Annotated in this window: 17 protein-coding genes; 9 read left to right on the forward strand and 8 right to left on the reverse strand. The window is 73.5% G+C overall.

Annotated elements, in window-relative coordinates; genetic code table 11:
• The first annotated feature begins 34 nt into the window (after window positions 1-34).
• Both ACLII4_RS08245 and ACLII4_RS08250 read left to right on the forward strand, forming a co-directional pair.
• Complete coding sequence (locus ACLII4_RS08245) at window positions 35-3,475, forward strand: hypothetical protein (protein ID WP_412070425.1); 3,441 nt, start codon at window positions 35-37, stop codon at window positions 3,473-3,475.
• A gap of 62 nt (window positions 3,476-3,537) precedes the next feature.
• A complete protein-coding gene (locus ACLII4_RS08250) occupies window positions 3,538-3,882 on the forward strand; it encodes a hypothetical protein (protein ID WP_412070426.1) in 345 nt (114 codons plus the stop codon).
• 18 nt (window positions 3,883-3,900) lie between these two features.
• Here ACLII4_RS08250 and ACLII4_RS08255 read toward each other — a convergent pair whose 3' ends face one another.
• Both ACLII4_RS08255 and ACLII4_RS08260 read right to left on the reverse strand, forming a co-directional pair.
• Window positions 3,901-6,429 (reverse strand): M14 family zinc carboxypeptidase, encoded by a 2,529-nt coding sequence (locus ACLII4_RS08255; RefSeq protein ID WP_412070427.1) that lies wholly within the window; start codon window positions 6,427-6,429, stop codon window positions 3,901-3,903.
• A 54-nt stretch (window positions 6,430-6,483) separates the two neighbouring features.
• Window positions 6,484-6,984: a DinB family protein gene (locus ACLII4_RS08260; RefSeq protein WP_412070428.1), complete on the reverse strand. Its 501-nt coding sequence runs from the start codon at window positions 6,982-6,984 to the stop codon at window positions 6,484-6,486.
• Window positions 6,985-7,056: 72 nt separating this feature from the next.
• Here ACLII4_RS08260 and ACLII4_RS08265 point away from each other — a divergent pair, with 72 nt between their 5' ends.
• The 4 genes from ACLII4_RS08265 to ACLII4_RS08280 all read left to right on the forward strand — a co-directional run bounded on the left by ACLII4_RS08265 (window position 7,057) and on the right by ACLII4_RS08280 (window position 10,725).
• The gene (locus ACLII4_RS08265; protein ID WP_412070429.1) at window positions 7,057-7,320 is read left to right on the forward strand and encodes a hypothetical protein; all 264 of its coding nucleotides are present in this window, start codon (window positions 7,057-7,059) and stop codon (window positions 7,318-7,320) included.
• A gap of 153 nt (window positions 7,321-7,473) precedes the next feature.
• The gene (locus ACLII4_RS08270) at window positions 7,474-8,232 is read left to right on the forward strand and encodes a carbonic anhydrase family protein (RefSeq protein ID WP_412070430.1); all 759 of its coding nucleotides are present in this window, start codon (window positions 7,474-7,476) and stop codon (window positions 8,230-8,232) included.
• Between the two features lie 178 nt (window positions 8,233-8,410).
• Window positions 8,411-9,079: a carbonic anhydrase family protein gene (locus tag ACLII4_RS08275; protein WP_412070431.1), complete on the forward strand. Its 669-nt coding sequence runs from the start codon at window positions 8,411-8,413 to the stop codon at window positions 9,077-9,079.
• Window positions 9,080-9,171: 92 nt separating this feature from the next.
• Complete coding sequence (locus ACLII4_RS08280) at window positions 9,172-10,725, forward strand: methylmalonyl-CoA mutase (protein WP_412070432.1); 1,554 nt, start codon at window positions 9,172-9,174, stop codon at window positions 10,723-10,725.
• A gap of 12 nt (window positions 10,726-10,737) precedes the next feature.
• On the opposite strand, the gene ACLII4_RS08285 is transcribed toward ACLII4_RS08280, so the two are convergent.
• The 5 genes from ACLII4_RS08285 to ACLII4_RS08305 all read right to left on the reverse strand — a co-directional run bounded on the left by ACLII4_RS08285 (window position 10,738) and on the right by ACLII4_RS08305 (window position 13,653).
• Complete coding sequence (locus ACLII4_RS08285) at window positions 10,738-11,157, reverse strand: hypothetical protein (RefSeq protein ID WP_412070433.1); 420 nt, start codon at window positions 11,155-11,157, stop codon at window positions 10,738-10,740.
• Between the two features lie 85 nt (window positions 11,158-11,242).
• Window positions 11,243-11,728: a hypothetical protein gene (locus tag ACLII4_RS08290; RefSeq protein WP_412070434.1), complete on the reverse strand. Its 486-nt coding sequence runs from the start codon at window positions 11,726-11,728 to the stop codon at window positions 11,243-11,245.
• 173 nt (window positions 11,729-11,901) lie between these two features.
• Window positions 11,902-12,411: a hypothetical protein gene (locus ACLII4_RS08295; RefSeq protein ID WP_412070435.1), complete on the reverse strand. Its 510-nt coding sequence runs from the start codon at window positions 12,409-12,411 to the stop codon at window positions 11,902-11,904.
• A 58-nt stretch (window positions 12,412-12,469) separates the two neighbouring features.
• Window positions 12,470-12,928, reverse strand: coding sequence for a hypothetical protein (locus ACLII4_RS08300; RefSeq protein WP_412070436.1), 459 nt, complete (start codon window positions 12,926-12,928; stop codon window positions 12,470-12,472).
• 74 nt (window positions 12,929-13,002) lie between these two features.
• A complete protein-coding gene (locus ACLII4_RS08305) occupies window positions 13,003-13,653 on the reverse strand; it encodes a peroxiredoxin-like family protein (RefSeq protein ID WP_412070437.1) in 651 nt (216 codons plus the stop codon).
• A gap of 142 nt (window positions 13,654-13,795) precedes the next feature.
• Between ACLII4_RS08305 and ACLII4_RS08310 the strand changes: the two genes are divergently transcribed.
• Window positions 13,796-14,278, forward strand: a complete 483-nt coding sequence (locus ACLII4_RS08310; protein WP_412070438.1) for a hypothetical protein — start codon at window positions 13,796-13,798, stop codon at window positions 14,276-14,278.
• Between the two features lie 131 nt (window positions 14,279-14,409).
• Entirely contained in the window at window positions 14,410-14,937 is a 528-nt protein-coding gene (locus tag ACLII4_RS08315; protein ID WP_412070439.1) for a DinB family protein, read from the forward strand.
• A gap of 113 nt (window positions 14,938-15,050) precedes the next feature.
• On the opposite strand, the gene ACLII4_RS08320 is transcribed toward ACLII4_RS08315, so the two are convergent.
• Window positions 15,051-15,902, reverse strand: a complete 852-nt coding sequence (locus ACLII4_RS08320) for a hypothetical protein (protein WP_412070440.1) — start codon at window positions 15,900-15,902, stop codon at window positions 15,051-15,053.
• Window positions 15,903-15,961: 59 nt separating this feature from the next.
• On the opposite strand from ACLII4_RS08320, the gene ACLII4_RS08325 reads away from it, so the two are divergent.
• The gene (locus ACLII4_RS08325) at window positions 15,962-17,290 is read left to right on the forward strand and encodes a glucoamylase family protein (RefSeq protein ID WP_412070441.1); all 1,329 of its coding nucleotides are present in this window, start codon (window positions 15,962-15,964) and stop codon (window positions 17,288-17,290) included.
• The last annotated feature ends 9 nt before the right edge of the window (window positions 17,291-17,299 follow it).

Genomic DNA, 17,299 nt, shown 5'->3' on the forward strand with positions numbered 1-17,299 from the left:
ACCCACGGACCGACTCACCGACCGCCCGGCTCCCATGGACCGCTTCGACCTGACCGCCCTCTCCGTCCGGACGTTCTACGGCCACCCGCAGCCCGGGCTGGCGGCGCCCGCGTTGGGGCCCGGCGTGAACGTGGTCTACGGGCCGAACGGCCAGGGCAAGACGACGATGGCGCGGGCCATCCACGGCGTGCTGTGGCCAGAGACCGTCGCCGCCGCGCGGCCGACGTACACGGCCGCGTTCACCTTCGGCGGCGACGCCTGGAGCGTCGACATCGAGGCGGGCGTGGCGCGGTACCTGCGCGAAGGGCAGCCCGCCGACCGGATCCCCCTCCCCGACAGCTCGTTCCGCGACCGCTACGAGTTCTCGCTCGGCGACCTGCTGGCGGCCGACGGCGACGCCTTCGCGGACGTGATCCGCCGCGACGCGGCCGGCGGCGTCGACCTCGACGCTGCACGCGAGGCGCTGGGCTTCCGCGCCGCCCCGATGCAGCGGCTCAAGCTGACCGGCGAGGCCGAGGAGGCCGCCCGCGCCGTCCAGCGCCGCCGCCAGGCCCTCGACGGCCTGCGCGCCCGGGAGGACCGCTTGGGCGAGCTCGCCGACCGCGCCAGCGACGCCGCCGACGCCGCCGAACTGGCAGACCTCTACCGCCAACTCGACGAGGCCGCCGCCCGGATGGAGGCCGCCCAGGCGGCCGACCGCGTGGTGGGGTCGTTCGACGCCGCGCTGGCGGCGGTGCAGGAGGACACGCTCGACCGCTACCACGCGCTCGGCGCAGCCGTCCGCAAGGCCGAGGCCCGGCGGGAGGAGGTCGAGGAGGACCGTGCGCTGGCGCGTGCGGCGCTCGCCGAGCACGGCTGGGAGGCCGTCGAGGCGCCGGAGCCGGCGGAGCTGCGGGCCAGAGCCGCCGAGGTGGACGCCGCCACGCGCGCGCTGGAGACCGCCGAGGCGGCCCGCGCCGCCGCCGCCGAGCGCGAGCGGCGGGCACGCGAGACGTTGGGCGGCCACATCGAGACGGCCCCGACCGTCGACGTGACGGCGCTCGGCGATGTGGCGGCGTTCGCGCAGCGAGCGGGCAAGCTTCGTGGCCGGGTCGAGGAATACGAGGCGCGGCGTTCGGCGGCGAAGGCCCGCCTCAACGCCGTCCGCTTCCACGACGCCGACGAGCTCCGCCGCGCGGCCGACCTCCTGCGTCGGTGGCTCGCGCACACGACCGAGGCCGAGGCCCGCCCGCTCGGGCTCGCGCCGACGCCCGTCTGGATCGCCGCCGGCGGCGTCGCCGTGCTCGCCGTCGCGCTGGCGCTGGTGCTGACGCCCGCCGCGTGGTGGCTGTTGGGCGCCGCGCTCGCGCTGGCCGCCGTGGCCGTCGTGCTCGGCCGCGTCGTCGACCCGCCCGAGAGCCCGGCGGTCGCCGCGCGCCAGGCGTTCGGTGGGCTGCCCGTGCCCGAGCCGGCGGAGTGGTCGGTCCCGGTCGTCCAGAAGATGCTCGACGGGATCGAGCGCCAGACGGTCGAGCAGAAGGAGCGGGCCATGTGGCAGGACGCCGTCGAGGAGCTCGACCGGGCGCTGCTGCTGCTCGAAGACGAGACCCGCCGCATGGACGCCGAGGCGGACGAGATCGGCGCGGCGCTCGGCATCGGGACGCCCGACACGCCGGAGGCGCTCCACTTGCTGACGCGGTCCGTGCTGGCGTGGCAGGAGGCCGCCCGTGACCTAGGCGTGGCGGACGCCGCCCGCGACGCCGCACGCGGGGCGCTCGTGACGGCCCTCGACCTGTTCAACTATGCCCTCGACGGCGTCCCCGTGGAGCCCGCGACCGATGCCGCCGGGGCAACCGGCGCCGTCGCCCGCGTCGAGCGAGACGTGACAGAGCGCGACCGGCTCCGCGCGACGGCCGCCCGACTAGACGAGGCCGCCGGCGACGCCGACGTCGCGCTCGATGAGGCGAAGGCCGATCGCGACGAGTTCCTTGCCGGGCTCGGGCTGGCGGAGCCCGCCGCCGAGGCCGTCGCGTCGCTCTGCGCGGCCCGTCCGGCGTACCGAGCGGCGCTCGACGAGGCCGCCCGCGCCCATGCGCTCGCCGACGAGGCCGGGACGCGAGCGCAGTCCCACGCCCGGCACACCCCGGAGGTGGCCGCCCTCGACCGTGCCGACCTCGCGGAGGTGCTCGCGTCGGCGAACGCCCGGGCCGCCCGCCGCGACGAGTGGATCGAGGAGAAGACCCAGATCCAGACGCTCGTCGCCCAGGCGCGGACGGCCGACGAACTGGGCGCCGCGCACGCCGAGCACGCCCGCGCCCTCGACGCCCTAGAGCGGACCTACGACGAGCAGGCCGACGCGCTCGTGGGCCACGCGCTCGCCGACCACGTCGCCGCTGAGACGCGCGACCAGCACCTGCCGCAGGTGTTCAAACGTGCCCGCGAGGTGCTCGCCGACATCACCGACGACCGCTTCCGGCTCGACTTCGACGCCGAGTCGACCGCGTTCCGCGCCTTCGACGCGCGCAAGGGCCGGGCATTCGGGCTCGACGAGCTGTCGTCGGGGACCCGCCTTCAGCTGCTCCTCGCGGTCCGCCTCGCGTTCGCCGAGCAGCAGGAGGTCGGCGTCCGGCTGCCCCTCCTGCTCGACGAGGCGCTCGCCAACTCCGACGACGAGCGGGCGGGCGCGATTGTCGAGGCCGTGCTGCGGCTGTGCCGTCAGGGACGGCAGGTGTTCTACTTCACCGCGCAAGCCGAGGAGGTCGCCAAGTGGCGCCGGCTCGCGGCCGACCACCCGGACGTGGAGTGCCGCTTTCTGGCGCTCCCTGACACCTCCGCGCTCGTCGCCGTCGACCTGGACGCGACGCCCGCTCCGTCCGCCTCGCGCCCCGTCCCGGATCCGGAGGGCGCGACGCCCACCGACTACGCCGACGCCGCCGGCGTCTCCGCGTGGACGGCCTGGGACGACCTCGAGGCGCTCCACGTCTGGTACTTGATGCCCGATCCTGTCGACGTGGCCGCCTGCTTGCGCCGAGGCTACGCGACGTGGGGCCAGCTCCGCGCCGCCGTCGAGCGCGGCAAGCCGTCGCCGGTGCCCGACTTCGGCACGCTCGCGCTCCGGGCTCGCGCCGTCGCTGCGTGGCGGGCGGCGTGGCGGCAGGGGAGGGGCCGGCCCGTCGACCGCGAGGTGCTGGAGACGTCCGGGGCCGTCACCGACGTGTTCATCGACGAGATCACGGCGTTGTGCGGCGACTGCGGCGGCGACGCCGAGGCGCTGCTGGCGTGCCTCGACCGGGGCGACGTGGGCCGGTTCCAGGAGCGCCAGACGGAGCGGCTGGCGGCGTTCCTGGGCGCCGAGGGCTACGTCTCGCCCGACGACCGGCTGAGCGACGAAGAGGTCCGCCGCCGCGTCGCCGAGGCCGTCCCGCCGGACGTGTTGGAGGATGCGCTCCGGGTTCTCGGGCGGCTCCGCGAGCGGGCCGAGGCCGTCGCGGGCTAGGCCGTTTGCCCCGTGCGACGGCCACCCGCCGTGGCGACCTTTGGACCCCACCCCTGGATCTCATGCTCCGCAACACGTTTACGCCGCCCTGCGGGTTCGATCTCGCCTCGACGACGGTGTCGGGCGCGCCGCTCGGCGACATCTCGTACTGGGGCTACCGTCTCGTCGTCCACCCCGACGGGACGTGCTTCGTCCACGAGACGTACTACGACCGCCGCGAGGGCGTGCTCGGGATCGCCCGCGAGCCGGCCCGGCCCTGCGGCAACGAGCCGGGCGACGTGCTCGACGAGCTCCACCTGATGGAGGAGGGCATCTCCGAGCCCGCTCTGCGCTTCCGCGACTACGCCGCCGAGCCGGCCTCGTCGGAGGGCGACGGCGCCAGCGGGGAAGTCCCGGGCCTCAGCTAGAGCCCGGGACCCGGTGGATCAGAAGGTCTGCCCGAAATAGACCGCGTTGAGCAGCAGCCCGTCGGTGCCTCGCCAGAAGGCGCGGAACGCGGGGTCGAAGTCCATCAGCACCACGCGGCCGCCGCCCAGGCGGCCGGCCTTGAGCGCCGCCGCGCCGGGCAGCCGCGCGAGCATCGCGCGCGAGGCGTAGCCGCTCAGCAGCGGCGCGTCGCTGTAGACGCCGACGTTCGCGCCGGTCTGCGGGTCGGACGGCTCGAACAGGCCGGTGCCCCGCTTGAAAACGGCGACCGACGCGGGGTAGCCGTAGCCCAGCGGGTGCGTCGGGTCGAGCGTCATCTCGACGATGGAGCCACCGAGGGCCTGGGCGCCGCGCGCGGCGTCGAGCTCGGAGTACGGACGGGCCGTCGAGTCCGTCGGCGTCTCGCGCATCTCCGAGTCCAAGAAGCCGGCGAGGGCGGCCCACCGCGCGCCGCCCTGGATGCCGATGAGCACGCCGCCGTCGCGCACCCAGCTCCGGATCCGGGCCGTCGCCGTCGAGTCGAGCGTGCCGTACCCGCCGTCGGCTAGGATCAGGACCGTGTAGCGATCGAGGTCGGGGAGAGCGGCCGGGTCCACCAGCGAGACGGGCTGGCCAAAGCGCTCCGACAGCAGGTGCCACACCTCGCCGACGCCGTAGACGCTGGCGCCCTCGCCCGCCAGCAGGGCGATGCGGGGCGCGTCCAAGACGGGCCACGCGCTCGATCCGAGGTCGTTGCCGACGGGCGTCCGGCCCGAGTCGAGCGCGAAGGCCTCGACGTGGTCGAGCCGGGCCGCCCGCGCCACGACGGCGTGGACGGAGTCGGCCGACGCGCCCGACTGGCGGACCGCCACGACGATCGTCCCGGGCTCGAAGGTGCGCCGGGCCCCGCCCGCTTGTGCCTGGAACGGCGACTGCGCCAGCCGGATGACCGCGCCCGCGTCGTGGAGCCGTCGGAGCGCCCGCGGCGCGAAGTAGCGGTCCCACGGGATCGCGTACGCCACGCGCGCCTGACCACCGACGACGCGCCCGCCGTCAAACACGGGGTCCACTTGCGCGCCCAGGGCCGGCGCCCGGTCGGTCTCGGCCGTCACCGCGCCGTACGCCAGCGGGAAGGTCCACGCGGAGACGTCGTAGAACAGGCTGTCGCCGTACGTGAGCGTCCGCTCCATGGCGGCCCGGACGAGCCGGCCCTGGGGCTGGTCGAGGGGCACCACGAGGGTCTGCCCCGCCGTGAACCGACGGCCCCCGACCGTCACGTCGGCGTCGAGCGCGTGGACGCGGACGCGGCTCCGCGTGAGCGCTTGCGCCAGCGCCTGCCCGCGCGTGCGCCGCTCGTCGAGCGCGATGAGGTAGGCGCCCGACGGCCGCTCGCCGTAGAACGTGCGGGCGTTGGCCAGCAGGCGCTCGCGCAGGGCGACCGCCGCCTTCAACGTCGAGACCGAGGTGGCGACCTGGTTGCGGACCGTGAACGCGTAGCCCAACTCCCCGTGCGCGTCGGTCTCGCGGACGAGCGCCCGGCTCGACGCCTGCTCGAACAAGATGCCCACGCCGCCATTCACGTCGGGGTACGTCGAGCCCTTGCCGTAGTAGAAGTCGTCGAAGCTCTCCTCGGAGTAGTACAGCGAGCCGATCCGGTCCAGTTCGTCGGCGTGGTACCCGGCAATCGCGCCGGTCAGCTCGATCGTCGCGGCGGGCGTGTTGGGGTTGTCCCGCGAGGGGATGCCGGGCTGGAAAAAGAACGTGGCCTCCGACCCCATCTCGTGGTGGTCGGTCGACACCTGCGGGCGCCAGCTGTGCCACCACGCCATCCGTCCCCGGCTTTCCTGCAGCTCGGTCGGGAGCCAGTCGCGGTTGAGGTCGAACAAGTAGTGGTTGGTCCGTCCGTAGGGCCACACCTCGCGGTGCTCGCGGTCCTGGGGGTCGGCGAGGTCGGCCGCGCCGCGCCAGCCGTTCACCCAGTCGGTGAACCGGTCGCGGCCGTCCGGGTTGAGCATCGGGTCGAGGAGCACGACGGCGTTCGCCAGCTGGCGGTCGATCTCCGTCCCCTGCGCCGCGGCGAGGTGGTAGAGGTAGACCAGCGACGCTTCCGTGCCGGACGCCTCGTTGCCGTGGACCGAGTAGCCCTGGTACACGACGACGGGCATCGCCGCCAGCATCCCGTCGTCGACGGTGCCGGGCGCGTCGCTCAGGCGCAGGTTCGCGGCCTGGATGGCGTCCAAGCGCGCGTGGTTGGCGGGCGCCGTCACGACGGCGTGGACCAGCCGCCGGCCTTCGTACGTCGTCCCGTGAAACCCGAGGGCCACGCGCGGCGACGCGGCGGCGACGGCCGTCAGGTACTGGACGACCTCCTCGGGCCGCGTGTGCCGCTCGCCGATGGTGTAGCCCAGAACGGCGTCGGGCGTCGGCACAGCTGGGTCGTACGAGACGGTCCCCTCGACGGCGTAGTCGATGGCGAGCGGGACCTGCGGTTGGGCGCTGGCGGAGAGCGCGAGCAGGACGGCGGCGAAGAGGGCGGCGAGGCGGGGCATGGGCGCGGGAGGGTACGCCCCGAACCTATCGCCGCCGACACCTCGCGTGCCGCACTACCGGACGGCAGGCGGCGGCCACAGCCCCAAGCGCTCGCGGAGCGCCACGACCTGTCCGAGGTGGTACGCGTTGTGATCCGCCGCGAGCAGCAGCTGGCGCAACAGGGTGTAGCCCGGCGCCCACGGCAGCTCGTCGAAGAGCTCGCCGGTCTCCGCCAGGTCGATCAGCTCGTCGAGGTCGGAGACGTACCCCTCGCTGGCTCGGGCCCAGTCGGCGGGCGAGGCCGGCTTGCGCGGCCAATAGTCGCTGGGCCACGCCTTGGCGCGATAGCCGGGGTCGGTCGCGTATTCCAGGATGTCAGCCTGGGCGCGGCTGAGGTGCTCCACCAGATCATAGAGCGAGTGCTGGCCCCCTTCCAAGCGGTCGTTGACGCGGTCCACGGGGATGCCGTCGAGGGCCCGGTGGGCGTCGACGTGGGCCTGGCGGCCCCGGAGCAGCGCGGCGACCTCGTGGCGGAGGCGGTCGTCGGGAGAGAGGTCGCGGGGCGGGCGGTCCATTGCAACGATGAAGGCGGGTCGAATGAGAGTACGCCGGTGGAACGCGGGCGGATCGGCGCGAATTGATGCCGCATGTCCCAATGGCTCTCCCTGCTCGCACTCGCCGCCGCCCTGCTGGGCGGCGCGCCGGACGCGTGGGCGGCGCTGGTGGACGACGGGCCGCACGAGTCGGCCCCGGCCGAGACGCTCCCGCCGGCCGAAGAGATGGCCGAGGCCGAGGGCGACTGCGAGCCGCACGGTGCCGCGGTCGAGCTCGCGGAGACCGAGCCCCGAGCGGCCGCCGGCGAGCGCCGGTCGTCGTCGACCGGGCCGCCGCCGGTGCCCCCGCCGCGCTAGCCGTCGGGTCCGGCCTGCCGCTGGACCGCTTGGCCCGTCGCCGGCGCACGTCTGCGCCGCCGACCCCTCTGGTTTCCTTCTCGCCGCCCACGTCGGGTTCGGCGTTCCCCCCCTCCCGGTACGCGCCCGCGCGGCCTCCCCCGATTCCCACCCATGCTCTCCCGTTCCCTCCGCACCCTCCCGCTCCTCGTCGCCGTCGTCCTCGCCGGATGCGCCACGACGAACGCCCAGTCCCCCACGTACGACTACGACCCGGCGGTCGCGCTGACGGCTGAAGCCCAGGCCGACCTCACGCCGCTCGACGTGATCCAGCGTCTCAAAGACGGCAACGCCCGGTTCCTCGCCGGCGAGGCCGTCTCACGCGACTTCCTCAGCCAGGTCCGCGAGACGGCGGGCGGGCAGTACCCGATGGCCGCGATCCTGGGCTGCATCGACAGCCGTGTGCCCCACGAGATCGTCTTCGACAAAGGCGTCGGCGACATCTTCTCGGCCCGCATCGCAGGCAACTTCGTCAACACCGACATCCTGGGCTCGCTCGAGTTCGCGACGGCCGTCGCCGGCTCGCGCGTCGTCGTCGTGCTCGGGCACACCGAGTGTGGGGCCGTCAAGGGCGCCTGCGACCACGTCGAGCTCGGCAACCTGACGAGCACGCTCTCAAACATCGCCCCGGCCGTCTACGCCGTCCGGGACATCGAGGGCCCGCGGACGTCGGCCAACAAGGACTTTGTCCAGGCGGTCGCCCACGAGAACGTGGAGATGACCGTCCAGAACATGGTCGACCGGAGCCCCGTGATGCGCGGGCTCGTCGAGCAGGGCCGGCTCATCGTCGTCGGCGCCATGCACGACGTGACGACGGGCGAGGTCACCTTTTTCGAGGACTCGATGATCACCGCCGAGTCGCTCGCCCGCTAGCCGCCCCTCCGACTCGTTTGTACGCTGCGGCCCGGAGGACCCTCCCGTTCTCCGGGCCGCGCTGTGTCCGCTCGGCCGGGCGGACTGCTCGACCGTGGCGGACCTTCCACCCTTTCATCTCGGTTCGGTCCCCTCACCCTCGCAAGGGTCCGCCCCGCCCGTTCCCGCCCCGACGACCATGACCCGCGACCTGACCGCCCCGCTCACCGCCGACACGCAGGCGGCACTTACGCCCGCCAGCGTCCTCCAGCTGATGAAGGACGGCAACCGGCGCTTCCTCGCCGCCGAGCCCGTCGAGCGCGATTTTCTCGCCCAGGTCCGCGCGACGGCCGCCGGGCAGTACCCGATGGCCGCGATCCTGGGCTGCATCGACAGCCGCGTGCCCCACGAGATCGTCTTCGACAAGGGCGTCGGCGACGTGTTCTCGGCGCGCGTCGCGGGCAACTTCGTCAACACCGACATCCTGGGGTCTCTGGAGTTCGCGACGGCCGTCGCGGGCTCGAAGCTGATCGTCGTGCTCGGGCACACCGAGTGCGGGGCCGTCAAGGGCGCCTGCGACCACGTCGAGCTGGGCCACCTGACGAGCACGCTCGCGAACATCGCCCCGGCCGTCGACGCGGTCGGTACCGAGGGCGAGCGCTCGTCGGCGAACCCTGTGTTCGTGCAGGCCGTCGCGGAGGAGAACGTCCGGCGGACGGTGCAGGCGATGGTCGACCGGAGCGTCGTCCTGCGCGGGCTCGTCGCCAGCGGGGCCCTCGCGATTGTCGGCGCCATGCACGACGTGACATCGGGCGCGGTGACGTTTTTCGAGGACGCGATGCTGACGGCGGAGACGCTGGCGGACTGACCGGAGACCGCTCGCGAGCGGAGGACGGCTCGCGGGCGCTTCACGGCACACAGGCGCCGGTCGGGCGTAGGCCCGGCCCCCTCCGCACGCCGATGCCGACCGACACTGCCCGCGCCGCCGCGACCGCCGCCGACCTGCCCGCCGACCTCGACGCCCGACTCGGCGAGCCCGGCGCGTTCCCGTACACGCGCGGCGTCTACCCCGAGATGTACCGGACGCGGCTGTGGACGATGCGCCAGTACGCCGGCTTCTCGACCGCCGAGGCCTCGAACGAGCGCTACCACGCTCTGCTGGCGGCCGGCGCGCGCGGGCTGTCGGTCGCCTTCGACCTGCCGACGCAGATCGGGTATGACCCCGACGACCCCATCGCCGAGGGCGAGGTCGGCAAGGTGGGCGTGAGCATCGCGTCGATCGAGGACATGCGGCGGCTGTTCGACGGGATCGAGCTGGACAAGGTCACGACCTCGATGACCATCAACGCGACCGCGCCGATCCTGCTGGCGCTCTACGTGGCCGTCGCCAAGGAGCAGGGGGCGGACCCGCGCAAGCTGGGGGGCACGATTCAGAACGACATCTTGAAGGAGTACGCCGCGCGGGGGACCTACATCTACCCGCCGCGCCCGTCGATGCGGTTTATCACCGACACGTTCGCGTGGTGCGCCGAGCACACGCCGCGCTGGAACACGATCTCGATCTCGGGCTACCACATCCGTGAGGCCGGCGCGACGGCGGTCGAAGAGCTGGCGTTCACGCTCGCCGACGGGATCGCCTACGTCCAGGCCGCGCTCGACGCCGGGCTCGAGGTCAACTCGTTCGGCAAGCGGCTGAGCTTCTTCTTCAACGCCCACAACGACTTTTTCGAGGAGGTCGCCAAGTTCCGGGCGGCCCGGCGGATGTGGGCGACCATCATGCGCGACCGGTTCGGGGCGACCGACCCCAAGGCCCAGATGCTGCGCTTCCACACCCAGACCGCGGGCTCGACGCTCGCGGCCCAGCAGCCGCTCGTCAACGTGCCGCGCGTGACGGTGCAGGCGCTGGCGGCCGTGCTCGGCGGGACGCAGTCGCTCCACACGAACGGCTATGACGAGGCGCTCGCGCTGCCCTCGGAGCAGGCGGCGACACTCGCGCTGCGGACCCAGCAGGTGATCGGGTTCGAGTCCGGCGTGACGGACGCCGTGGACCCGCTCGCGGGCTCGTACCACGTCGAGCGGCTGACGGCCGAGATTGAGGCGGCGGCGACGCGGCTCATCGAGGAGGTCGACGCGCTCGGCGGGGCGGTCGCGGCCATCGAAGAGGGCTTCTATCAAGACCGAATCGCGAGCTCGGCGTACCACGCGCAGCTGGCCATCGAGGCGGGCGAGGCCGTCGTGGTCGGCGTCAACCGCTTCCAGAGCGACGGGGACGACGCCGACTTCGAGCTGTTGCGCGTGCCGGACTCGGTCCGCGAAGAGCAGGTGGCCCGGATCCAGGCCCTGCGCGAGCGCCGCGACCCGGGCGCGTGGGCCGCGGCGATGGACGGCGTCGAGCGGGCGGCGCGGGGCGACGAGAACGTCGTGCCGCACGTGCTGGCGGCCGTCGAGGCCCAAGCGACCGTTGGCGAGATCGCCGGGCGGCTCCGCGAGGTGTGGGGCGAGTTCGAGGGGTAGCCGCTGTGGGCGTCAGGCCCCACCCCGGGGAGGGCCGAGCGCGTCGGCGAGCGCGCGCCGGAGCCGGGCGTTCCGCGTCGTTCGCGACGTGGCCGCGCGGGTGTAGACCACCAAGACGCCCCGGGTGAAGACCTCCTGGCTCACGCGCGGTCGGATCTCGGCGCGGAGGCGGGTCAGCCCGTCCGCCGCCGCCGCCTCGGTCTCGAACTCAAAGACCTCGAGCACGGCGGGGCTCGCGTCGCCGGTCACGCGGTACGTCGCAGCCGTCACCAGCGGGATCGTCGACGTGGTCAGCCCGGCGGGCTCGACAATGAAGCCCTGGTCGGCGAGGTAGTCGAGGAGGGCCTCGGTCCCGTCGAGGTCGACGGGGTCGGTGGCCGTGCCGGACGTGGCGCAGCCCGCCAGAAGGACCGTGAGAGCGAGAAGACGCATGGGTCGGAGAGGGGGTATGACGAGTGCCGCCGCAACCGCGTACAAAGCAACGCTCCAGCCCGGCTCGACGCCACCCTTGCCTCGGTCAGAGACCGACGCGAACCGCCAGCCCGGCGCCCGCTGCGCTTATCTCGACACTCCTCTTCGGGGCGCGCGCGGCCGTGACGACATCATACCCAGTCCCAATGCCGAACGCGCCGACGCCGGCGACCGCGAGGCCCGAGTTCAGCGCGTTGGCGCCGGTGCCGTTGAAGGCCCGTGCAAAGGCGTAGCCGACCGCCGCCGCCCCGGCTACGCGGAGCCCCGTACCGACGAGCGCTTCCCCATAGTCACCCTGGACGAGGTTGCCGGCTGAGGGACCCGCGAACACTCCGGCGACGATCAAGGCCGTTCCCACCGGATTGCTGTCAGCTGCGGTCGCGCCCAGCGCGACGGCGACGATGGGCACCCCGATGGAGAGCCCGACGGCGGAGTGCGCAGACACCGGCGCGCGGGGCGTGCGAGCTGGATGGGCGACCGCAGGGACGGCAAGGACCAGGCAGAGCAGGAGCGAGAGGAGGGCGGTCGGCATGAGTCGGCCGGAGGGTTCGGATCGAGCATTCTACCGGCACGCCCTAGCAGCCGACTGGTCCAATCGCATCAGACCCCACCTTGCGCCTTGCACACCGAAAGGCCCCGTGGCCTATGGCCGTGCCCTCCCACGATGGCGGAGGCGGACCGCTGCCGAACCCGGCGTGGCGGACGCTAGCCTTCCACAGCGGGGCCGAACGCCGCCTCGAGCGCGCGCGCCAGCTCGCGGGGCGGGGTCGTCGGGACGACGACGAGCGATCCTCCAGCGTACACCTGGGCGCCTTCGAGCCCGAGCGCATGGCGGACCCGGTCCGGGTCCGCCGGGCCGTCGAAGGTGTACACCCAGACGAGCGGCGGGGCCGAGCCTCGTGCCCGAGTGTACGTGTAGGCGTACGAGTCACCGTGCCGGACGCCGAGATCCGACGGCGACCGGGGGTCGAAATCAGAGTCGCCGGTGCGGCGCGGGCGAGACGGCTCGTATTCCCCCCGACCGACAGCGTAGACGGCCACGTCGGCCCCGGCCACGAGGGGGGCGTCGGCGACCGTCGCTCTCAGGTCGATGTGGCGGTCGGTGAGGTAGTCCACGAGCGCATCGGGGCTGGCTGGGGCCTCGGCGGGCGCCGGAGCCATCGTCGCACAGCCAGCGGTCAGGGCGAGGGCGGCGAGGAGCGAGAGCTTGCGCATCGGAGGGGCCGTCGGGTGGATCGGTCGGAGGTCGCGTGGCGTCGGCGGCCTGCGGCCGCTACACCCCGAGCGGCGTGCCAAAGGCGCGGGTGAGCGCCAGCCGCAGCGTCGGGACGCCCCCCCGGACGGCGACCACGACGCCGCCCCGCCAGTACAGCTCGCCGAACAGGCGGGACCGCTTGAGCGCGTCGATCCCCGCCTCCGCGTCCGCAGCCGAGTCGAACGTGTAGAGGTCGACCGTCGCCGGGCCCGGGGGGCGCTGGCCGATGATGCGAGAGTCGGTCGGGTCCAGCGGACGCCCCGGAGGCTGCGTACCGGTGACGGTGTACGCCGCGGTAAAGGCGTGTCGGAGGCCCGCGTCAAAATCGCTCTCGGCCGGGCCGGGAAGTTGGAGCACCTCCAGGTTGCGGCTCTGGAGATACGTTTCCAAGGAAGCCGCGTCGGTCACATCGGCGGCGGTGCCGGCGGTGCCGCAGGCGGCGAGGGCGAGAACGGCGACGAGGGGGAGGGCGCGCATCGGAGCAGGGGAGGGGTGCGGGTTCGGCCGCAGGCCGGGCGACTCAGGTAACGGCGGATCTGCGCGTGAGTTCGCTACCCCAGCGCGTCGAGCGCATCGAGCACCATCCGCGCCGAGGCCCGCTGTGTGTAGTCGGCCTCGACGAACGCGGCGGCGATGGTGCCGTCGCGGCGGACGACATACGTGGCCGGGACGGGCAGCTCCCAGTCGTCGGTCCCGTTGTAGCGGTCGAGGTCGACGCCGACCGACTCGTACCGCCGTCGCGTCGCGTCGTCGACGCGGTAGACGAGTCCGTACGCGCGGGAAACCGCGTTGCCGAGGTCCGAGAGCACGGGGAACGCCAGCGCCGCCCGGTCCGCGAGCGCCGTCGAGCTGTCGGGCGCTTGCGGCGAGACGGCCACCAGCTGTGCGCCCGCCGCCTCGACGCGGGCGAGCGCCTGCTGGTAGTCGCGGAGCTGGGTGTTGCAGTACGGACACCACGCGCCTCGGTAGAAGGTCAACACGACCGGCCCGTCGATCAGCAGGTCCGACAGCCGGACGGTCGCGCCGTCAACACCGGGCAGCTGGAAGTCGGGGGCCCGGTCTCCGACGCCCAACGCCCCGCCCGCCGCGAGCTCGGCGGTCGCCGGAGCGCCCGCCTCGACGACGGCATCGGGCACCTCGGCCGGGTCGGGGGCGTCGGCGCAGGCGGCGAGGGCGAGTAGAGCGAGGAAGAGCAGACGCATGGGGCCAAGATCGGGCGCCCCCCGAGACGCCGTCGTGTGCGTTCGGCTTACGCGCTTTCGTCGATCCGCCACGCGCTCTCCCCCGCCCGTTCGCGGCGCGGGCCGGGGTCGCGCGTCTTAGAGGCGTCACTCCTGACTCGCCATGACGCTCCCCACCACCCTCGATCGTCTCGACGACCGGATCGCTCAGTTCATGCGCCGCCACGGGGTCCGGCTGTTGCGCGTCGCCATCGGTCTCGTGTTCGTGTGGTTCGGGGCGCTGAAGCTTGTGCCCGGCCTGAGCCCGGCCGAGGCCCTTGTCAAGAGCACGGTCTTCTTCGTGGACGCGGACGCGTTCTACCCGATCCTGGCCGTGTGGGAGATCCTGATCGGCGGGATGCTGCTCGTCCGGCCCTTTGCGCGGGGCGCGCTGCTCCTGCTGGCCCTCCAGATGCCGGGCACGTTCCTACCGTTCGTGGTGCTGCCCGCAGTCTGCTTCTCGATCTGGCCGTTCACGTCGCCCCTCGACGTGTTCGCGCTGACGCTCGAAGGCCAGTACATCGTCAAGAACATCGTTCTGATTGCCGCAGGCCTGGTCGTCGGCGGGACGGTCCGGCGGGCGTCGAGCCTCGAGCAGCGGCTGTAGCCCCGCCCGCCCCTGGCGCGAGGCGGGCGGGGGCCTCACTCCACGTCCGGTCTCGGATTGAGCGGTGTCGCCTACATTGGCGGCAAGAGGCGTCGCCTCTGTTCCGCAACCGGACCTGGGGGTCCAGACCGATGACTACACTCCGAACGCTCGCCGTCCTTTCCCTGTGCCTGTTCGCGGGCGCCTCCGCCGCGTCCGCCCAGGACTCGCCCGTCACGGCCAGCTTGAAGGGCCTCCACGGCATCACCGCCGGCAATCTCATGGCGACCGCCGAGCAGCTCGACGAGGCGATGTACGCCTACCAGCCCGCCGACAGCGTCCGCACGGCGGGGCAGATCCTGGCGCACGTCGCGAATGCCCAGTACGCGTTCTGCGCGGCGGCGGCCGGGGAGGAGAGCCCCAACGAGGCCAACTTCGAGGAGACGCTGAGCGCCAAGGCCGACATCGTCGTCGCGCTGGGCACCGCGCTCGCCTACTGCGAGGGCGTCTACGATGCGATGACCGACGCGCAGGGCGCTGAGATCCAGAGCTTCTTCGGGACCCCGATGGCGGCCTCGGCCATCCTGGCCTTCAACTCGGCCCACAACTACGAGCACTACGGCAACCTCGTGACCTACATGCGGATCAACGGGATGGTGCCGCCGTCGTCCCAGCCGTAGGCGCAAGCGCCTACCACCCCCGCCTCGGCGCCGAGGTCGCGGACCTCGCTGGCGAGGTCAGAGGCGCTGTCTGGACAGTCAGCCGGACGCCGAGCGTGAATGGCAGACGGCGCTTACAGGCCTGGCAGCACCTCGGCGTCGGGCGGCCGGCCGAAGGCGGCGTCGGGCGTCTCGGGCGCCGCCGCCAGCTCCGTGACCGTGCCGCGCGCCTTGGGCTGGCCGGTCGCCGTGGCGAACGAGCGGAACCCCTCCTGCACCGTCGCGCCGCCGACCGTCTGTGCGCCGTCGTAGAGCATCAGCGTCTCCGGCGTGTGCCCACCCTCAGGATTGAACGGCCCGTAGGAGACGACGTAGCGGACGCCGACGACGCGGTCGGTCGCCGGGTCGAGGAGGAGGTCGTAGTAGTCGTCGGGCGCGTCGCCCGTGCCCGCTTCGAAGGCCACGTGCACCACGTCGACGGGGCGGCCCTCGACGGTGTCGGCGGGCGCCAGCGCGAGGCGGACGCCGGGGTCGGCGAAGACGAAGGGGATGGAGACGAAGTAGTACGGCGTGAGTGCCCAGAACCGGCCGTCGGTCGGGAGCTCGGCGCCGGCCGGGCGGGCCCAGGCCTGGGTGCCGGTCCAGCCGAACGAGACCGACGAGTCGGCCGCCAGCGTGTGGACGGCGCGGGCCGACCACGGGTCGACGAGCTGGCGCGTGTCGAGCGGGTCGCCGGCCGGGGCGCCAGTGCTGTCGAGGCGGACGTAGGCATACCGGTAGCGAAGGGGGCCGTTGGCGTACCACGCGCGGAGCCCGCCGTGCGCGTCGATGGCGGCGAGCACGCGGCGCCCGGCGTCGGAGGCCTCCAACCGGGCGGTCGCCTCGGCGACGCGGCCATCGATCGCGCCGCCGGGGGGGCGGGCGGGGCCCGGCCCGCAGGCCGCGACGGCGAGAGCGAGGGCGAGCAGAACGGGGAGGTGCGTCACGAGGAGCGGGAGGGGGGAGGCGCAGGACCCGGGCGCGGCGTCCGCCGTTCCTCCGCGCCATGACAGAGCCGCCCTCCGACCCCTCCCTCCTCGACGCCGTCCACCGGGCCTCCTTCGCGTACTTCGCGCAAGAGACGAACTGGGCGAACGGGCTCGTCGTCGACAGCACGGTCCCCGACAGCCCGGCGTCGATCGCGGCCGTGGGGTTCGCGCTCTCGGCGCTGCCCGTCGCCGTGACGCGCGGATGGGTGACGCGAGCCGGGGCGGCGCAGATCGCCCTCGCCGCCGTCCGGTTCTTCCGCGACGCTCCCCAGAGCGGTGCCAAGGACGGCGTCGGCCACCGGGGCTTCTTCTACCACTTCCTCGACATGGCCGAGGGGCGCCGCGCGTGGAACAGCGAGCTCTCGACCATCGACACGGCATTTCTGGTGGCCGGCCTCCTCTGCGCCGCCGCGTTCTTCGACGACGCCGACGCCGCCGAGGCGGAGATCCGCGCGGGCGCCGAGGCCGTGTACCGCGCCGTCGACTGGGACTGGGCCCGCGACGGCGGCGACACGGTCACGATGGGGTGGACCCCCGAGCGGGGGTTCTTGCGGTACCGCTGGGAGGGCTACACCGAGGCGCTGCTGCTCTACGCCCTCGCTGCCGGCTCGCCGACCCACCCGGTCCCCGCGGGCGCCTTCGCGGCCTCGACGCGTGGCTACCGCTGGAAGCGGATCTACGGCCACGACGTGCTGTACGCGGGCCCGCTGTTCATCCACCAGTTCTCGCACCTCTGGGTCGATCTCCGCGGGGTCCGCGATGCCGCGATGCGCGCCGCCTCCGCCCGCCTCGGCGCGCCGACGGACTACTTCGAGAACAGCCGCCGGTCGACGCTCATCCACCGCGAGTACGCCCGCCGCAACCCGCGTGGATTCGCCGGCTACGGAGCGGACGCCTGGGGGTTAACGGCCTCCGACGGGCCGGGGCCCGGCGTGCTCACCGTCGACGGCCGCGAGCGCCGGTTCTGGGGCTACCGCGCCCGGGGCGCGCCGTTCGGCCCCGACGACGGGACGCTCGCGCCGTGGGCCGCGCTCGCCAGCCTGCCGTTCGCTCCCGAGGCCGTCCTCGACTGCCTCCACTGCCTGGCTCGGACGCACGAGGCGCGGGAGGATCGGTTTGGCTTCGAGGCCTCGTTCAACCCCACCTTCCCCGACGGCGGCGGCCCGCTCGGCTGGGTCTCGGAGCATCACTATGCCCTCAACCAGGGGCCCATCGTGCTCGCGGTCGAGAACCACCGCTCGGGCCTCGTCTGGGACCTGATGCGGACGGTCGGGCCGCTCGCGGTGGGGCTCCAGCGGTGCGGATTTGAGGGCGGATGGCTCGACGGGGTGAGCGGCGAAAAATGACGCGTGGCA

The sequence above is a fragment of the Rubrivirga aquatilis genome, from assembly GCF_046845665.1.
GTDB lineage: Bacteria > Bacteroidota > Rhodothermia > Rhodothermales > Rubricoccaceae > Rubrivirga.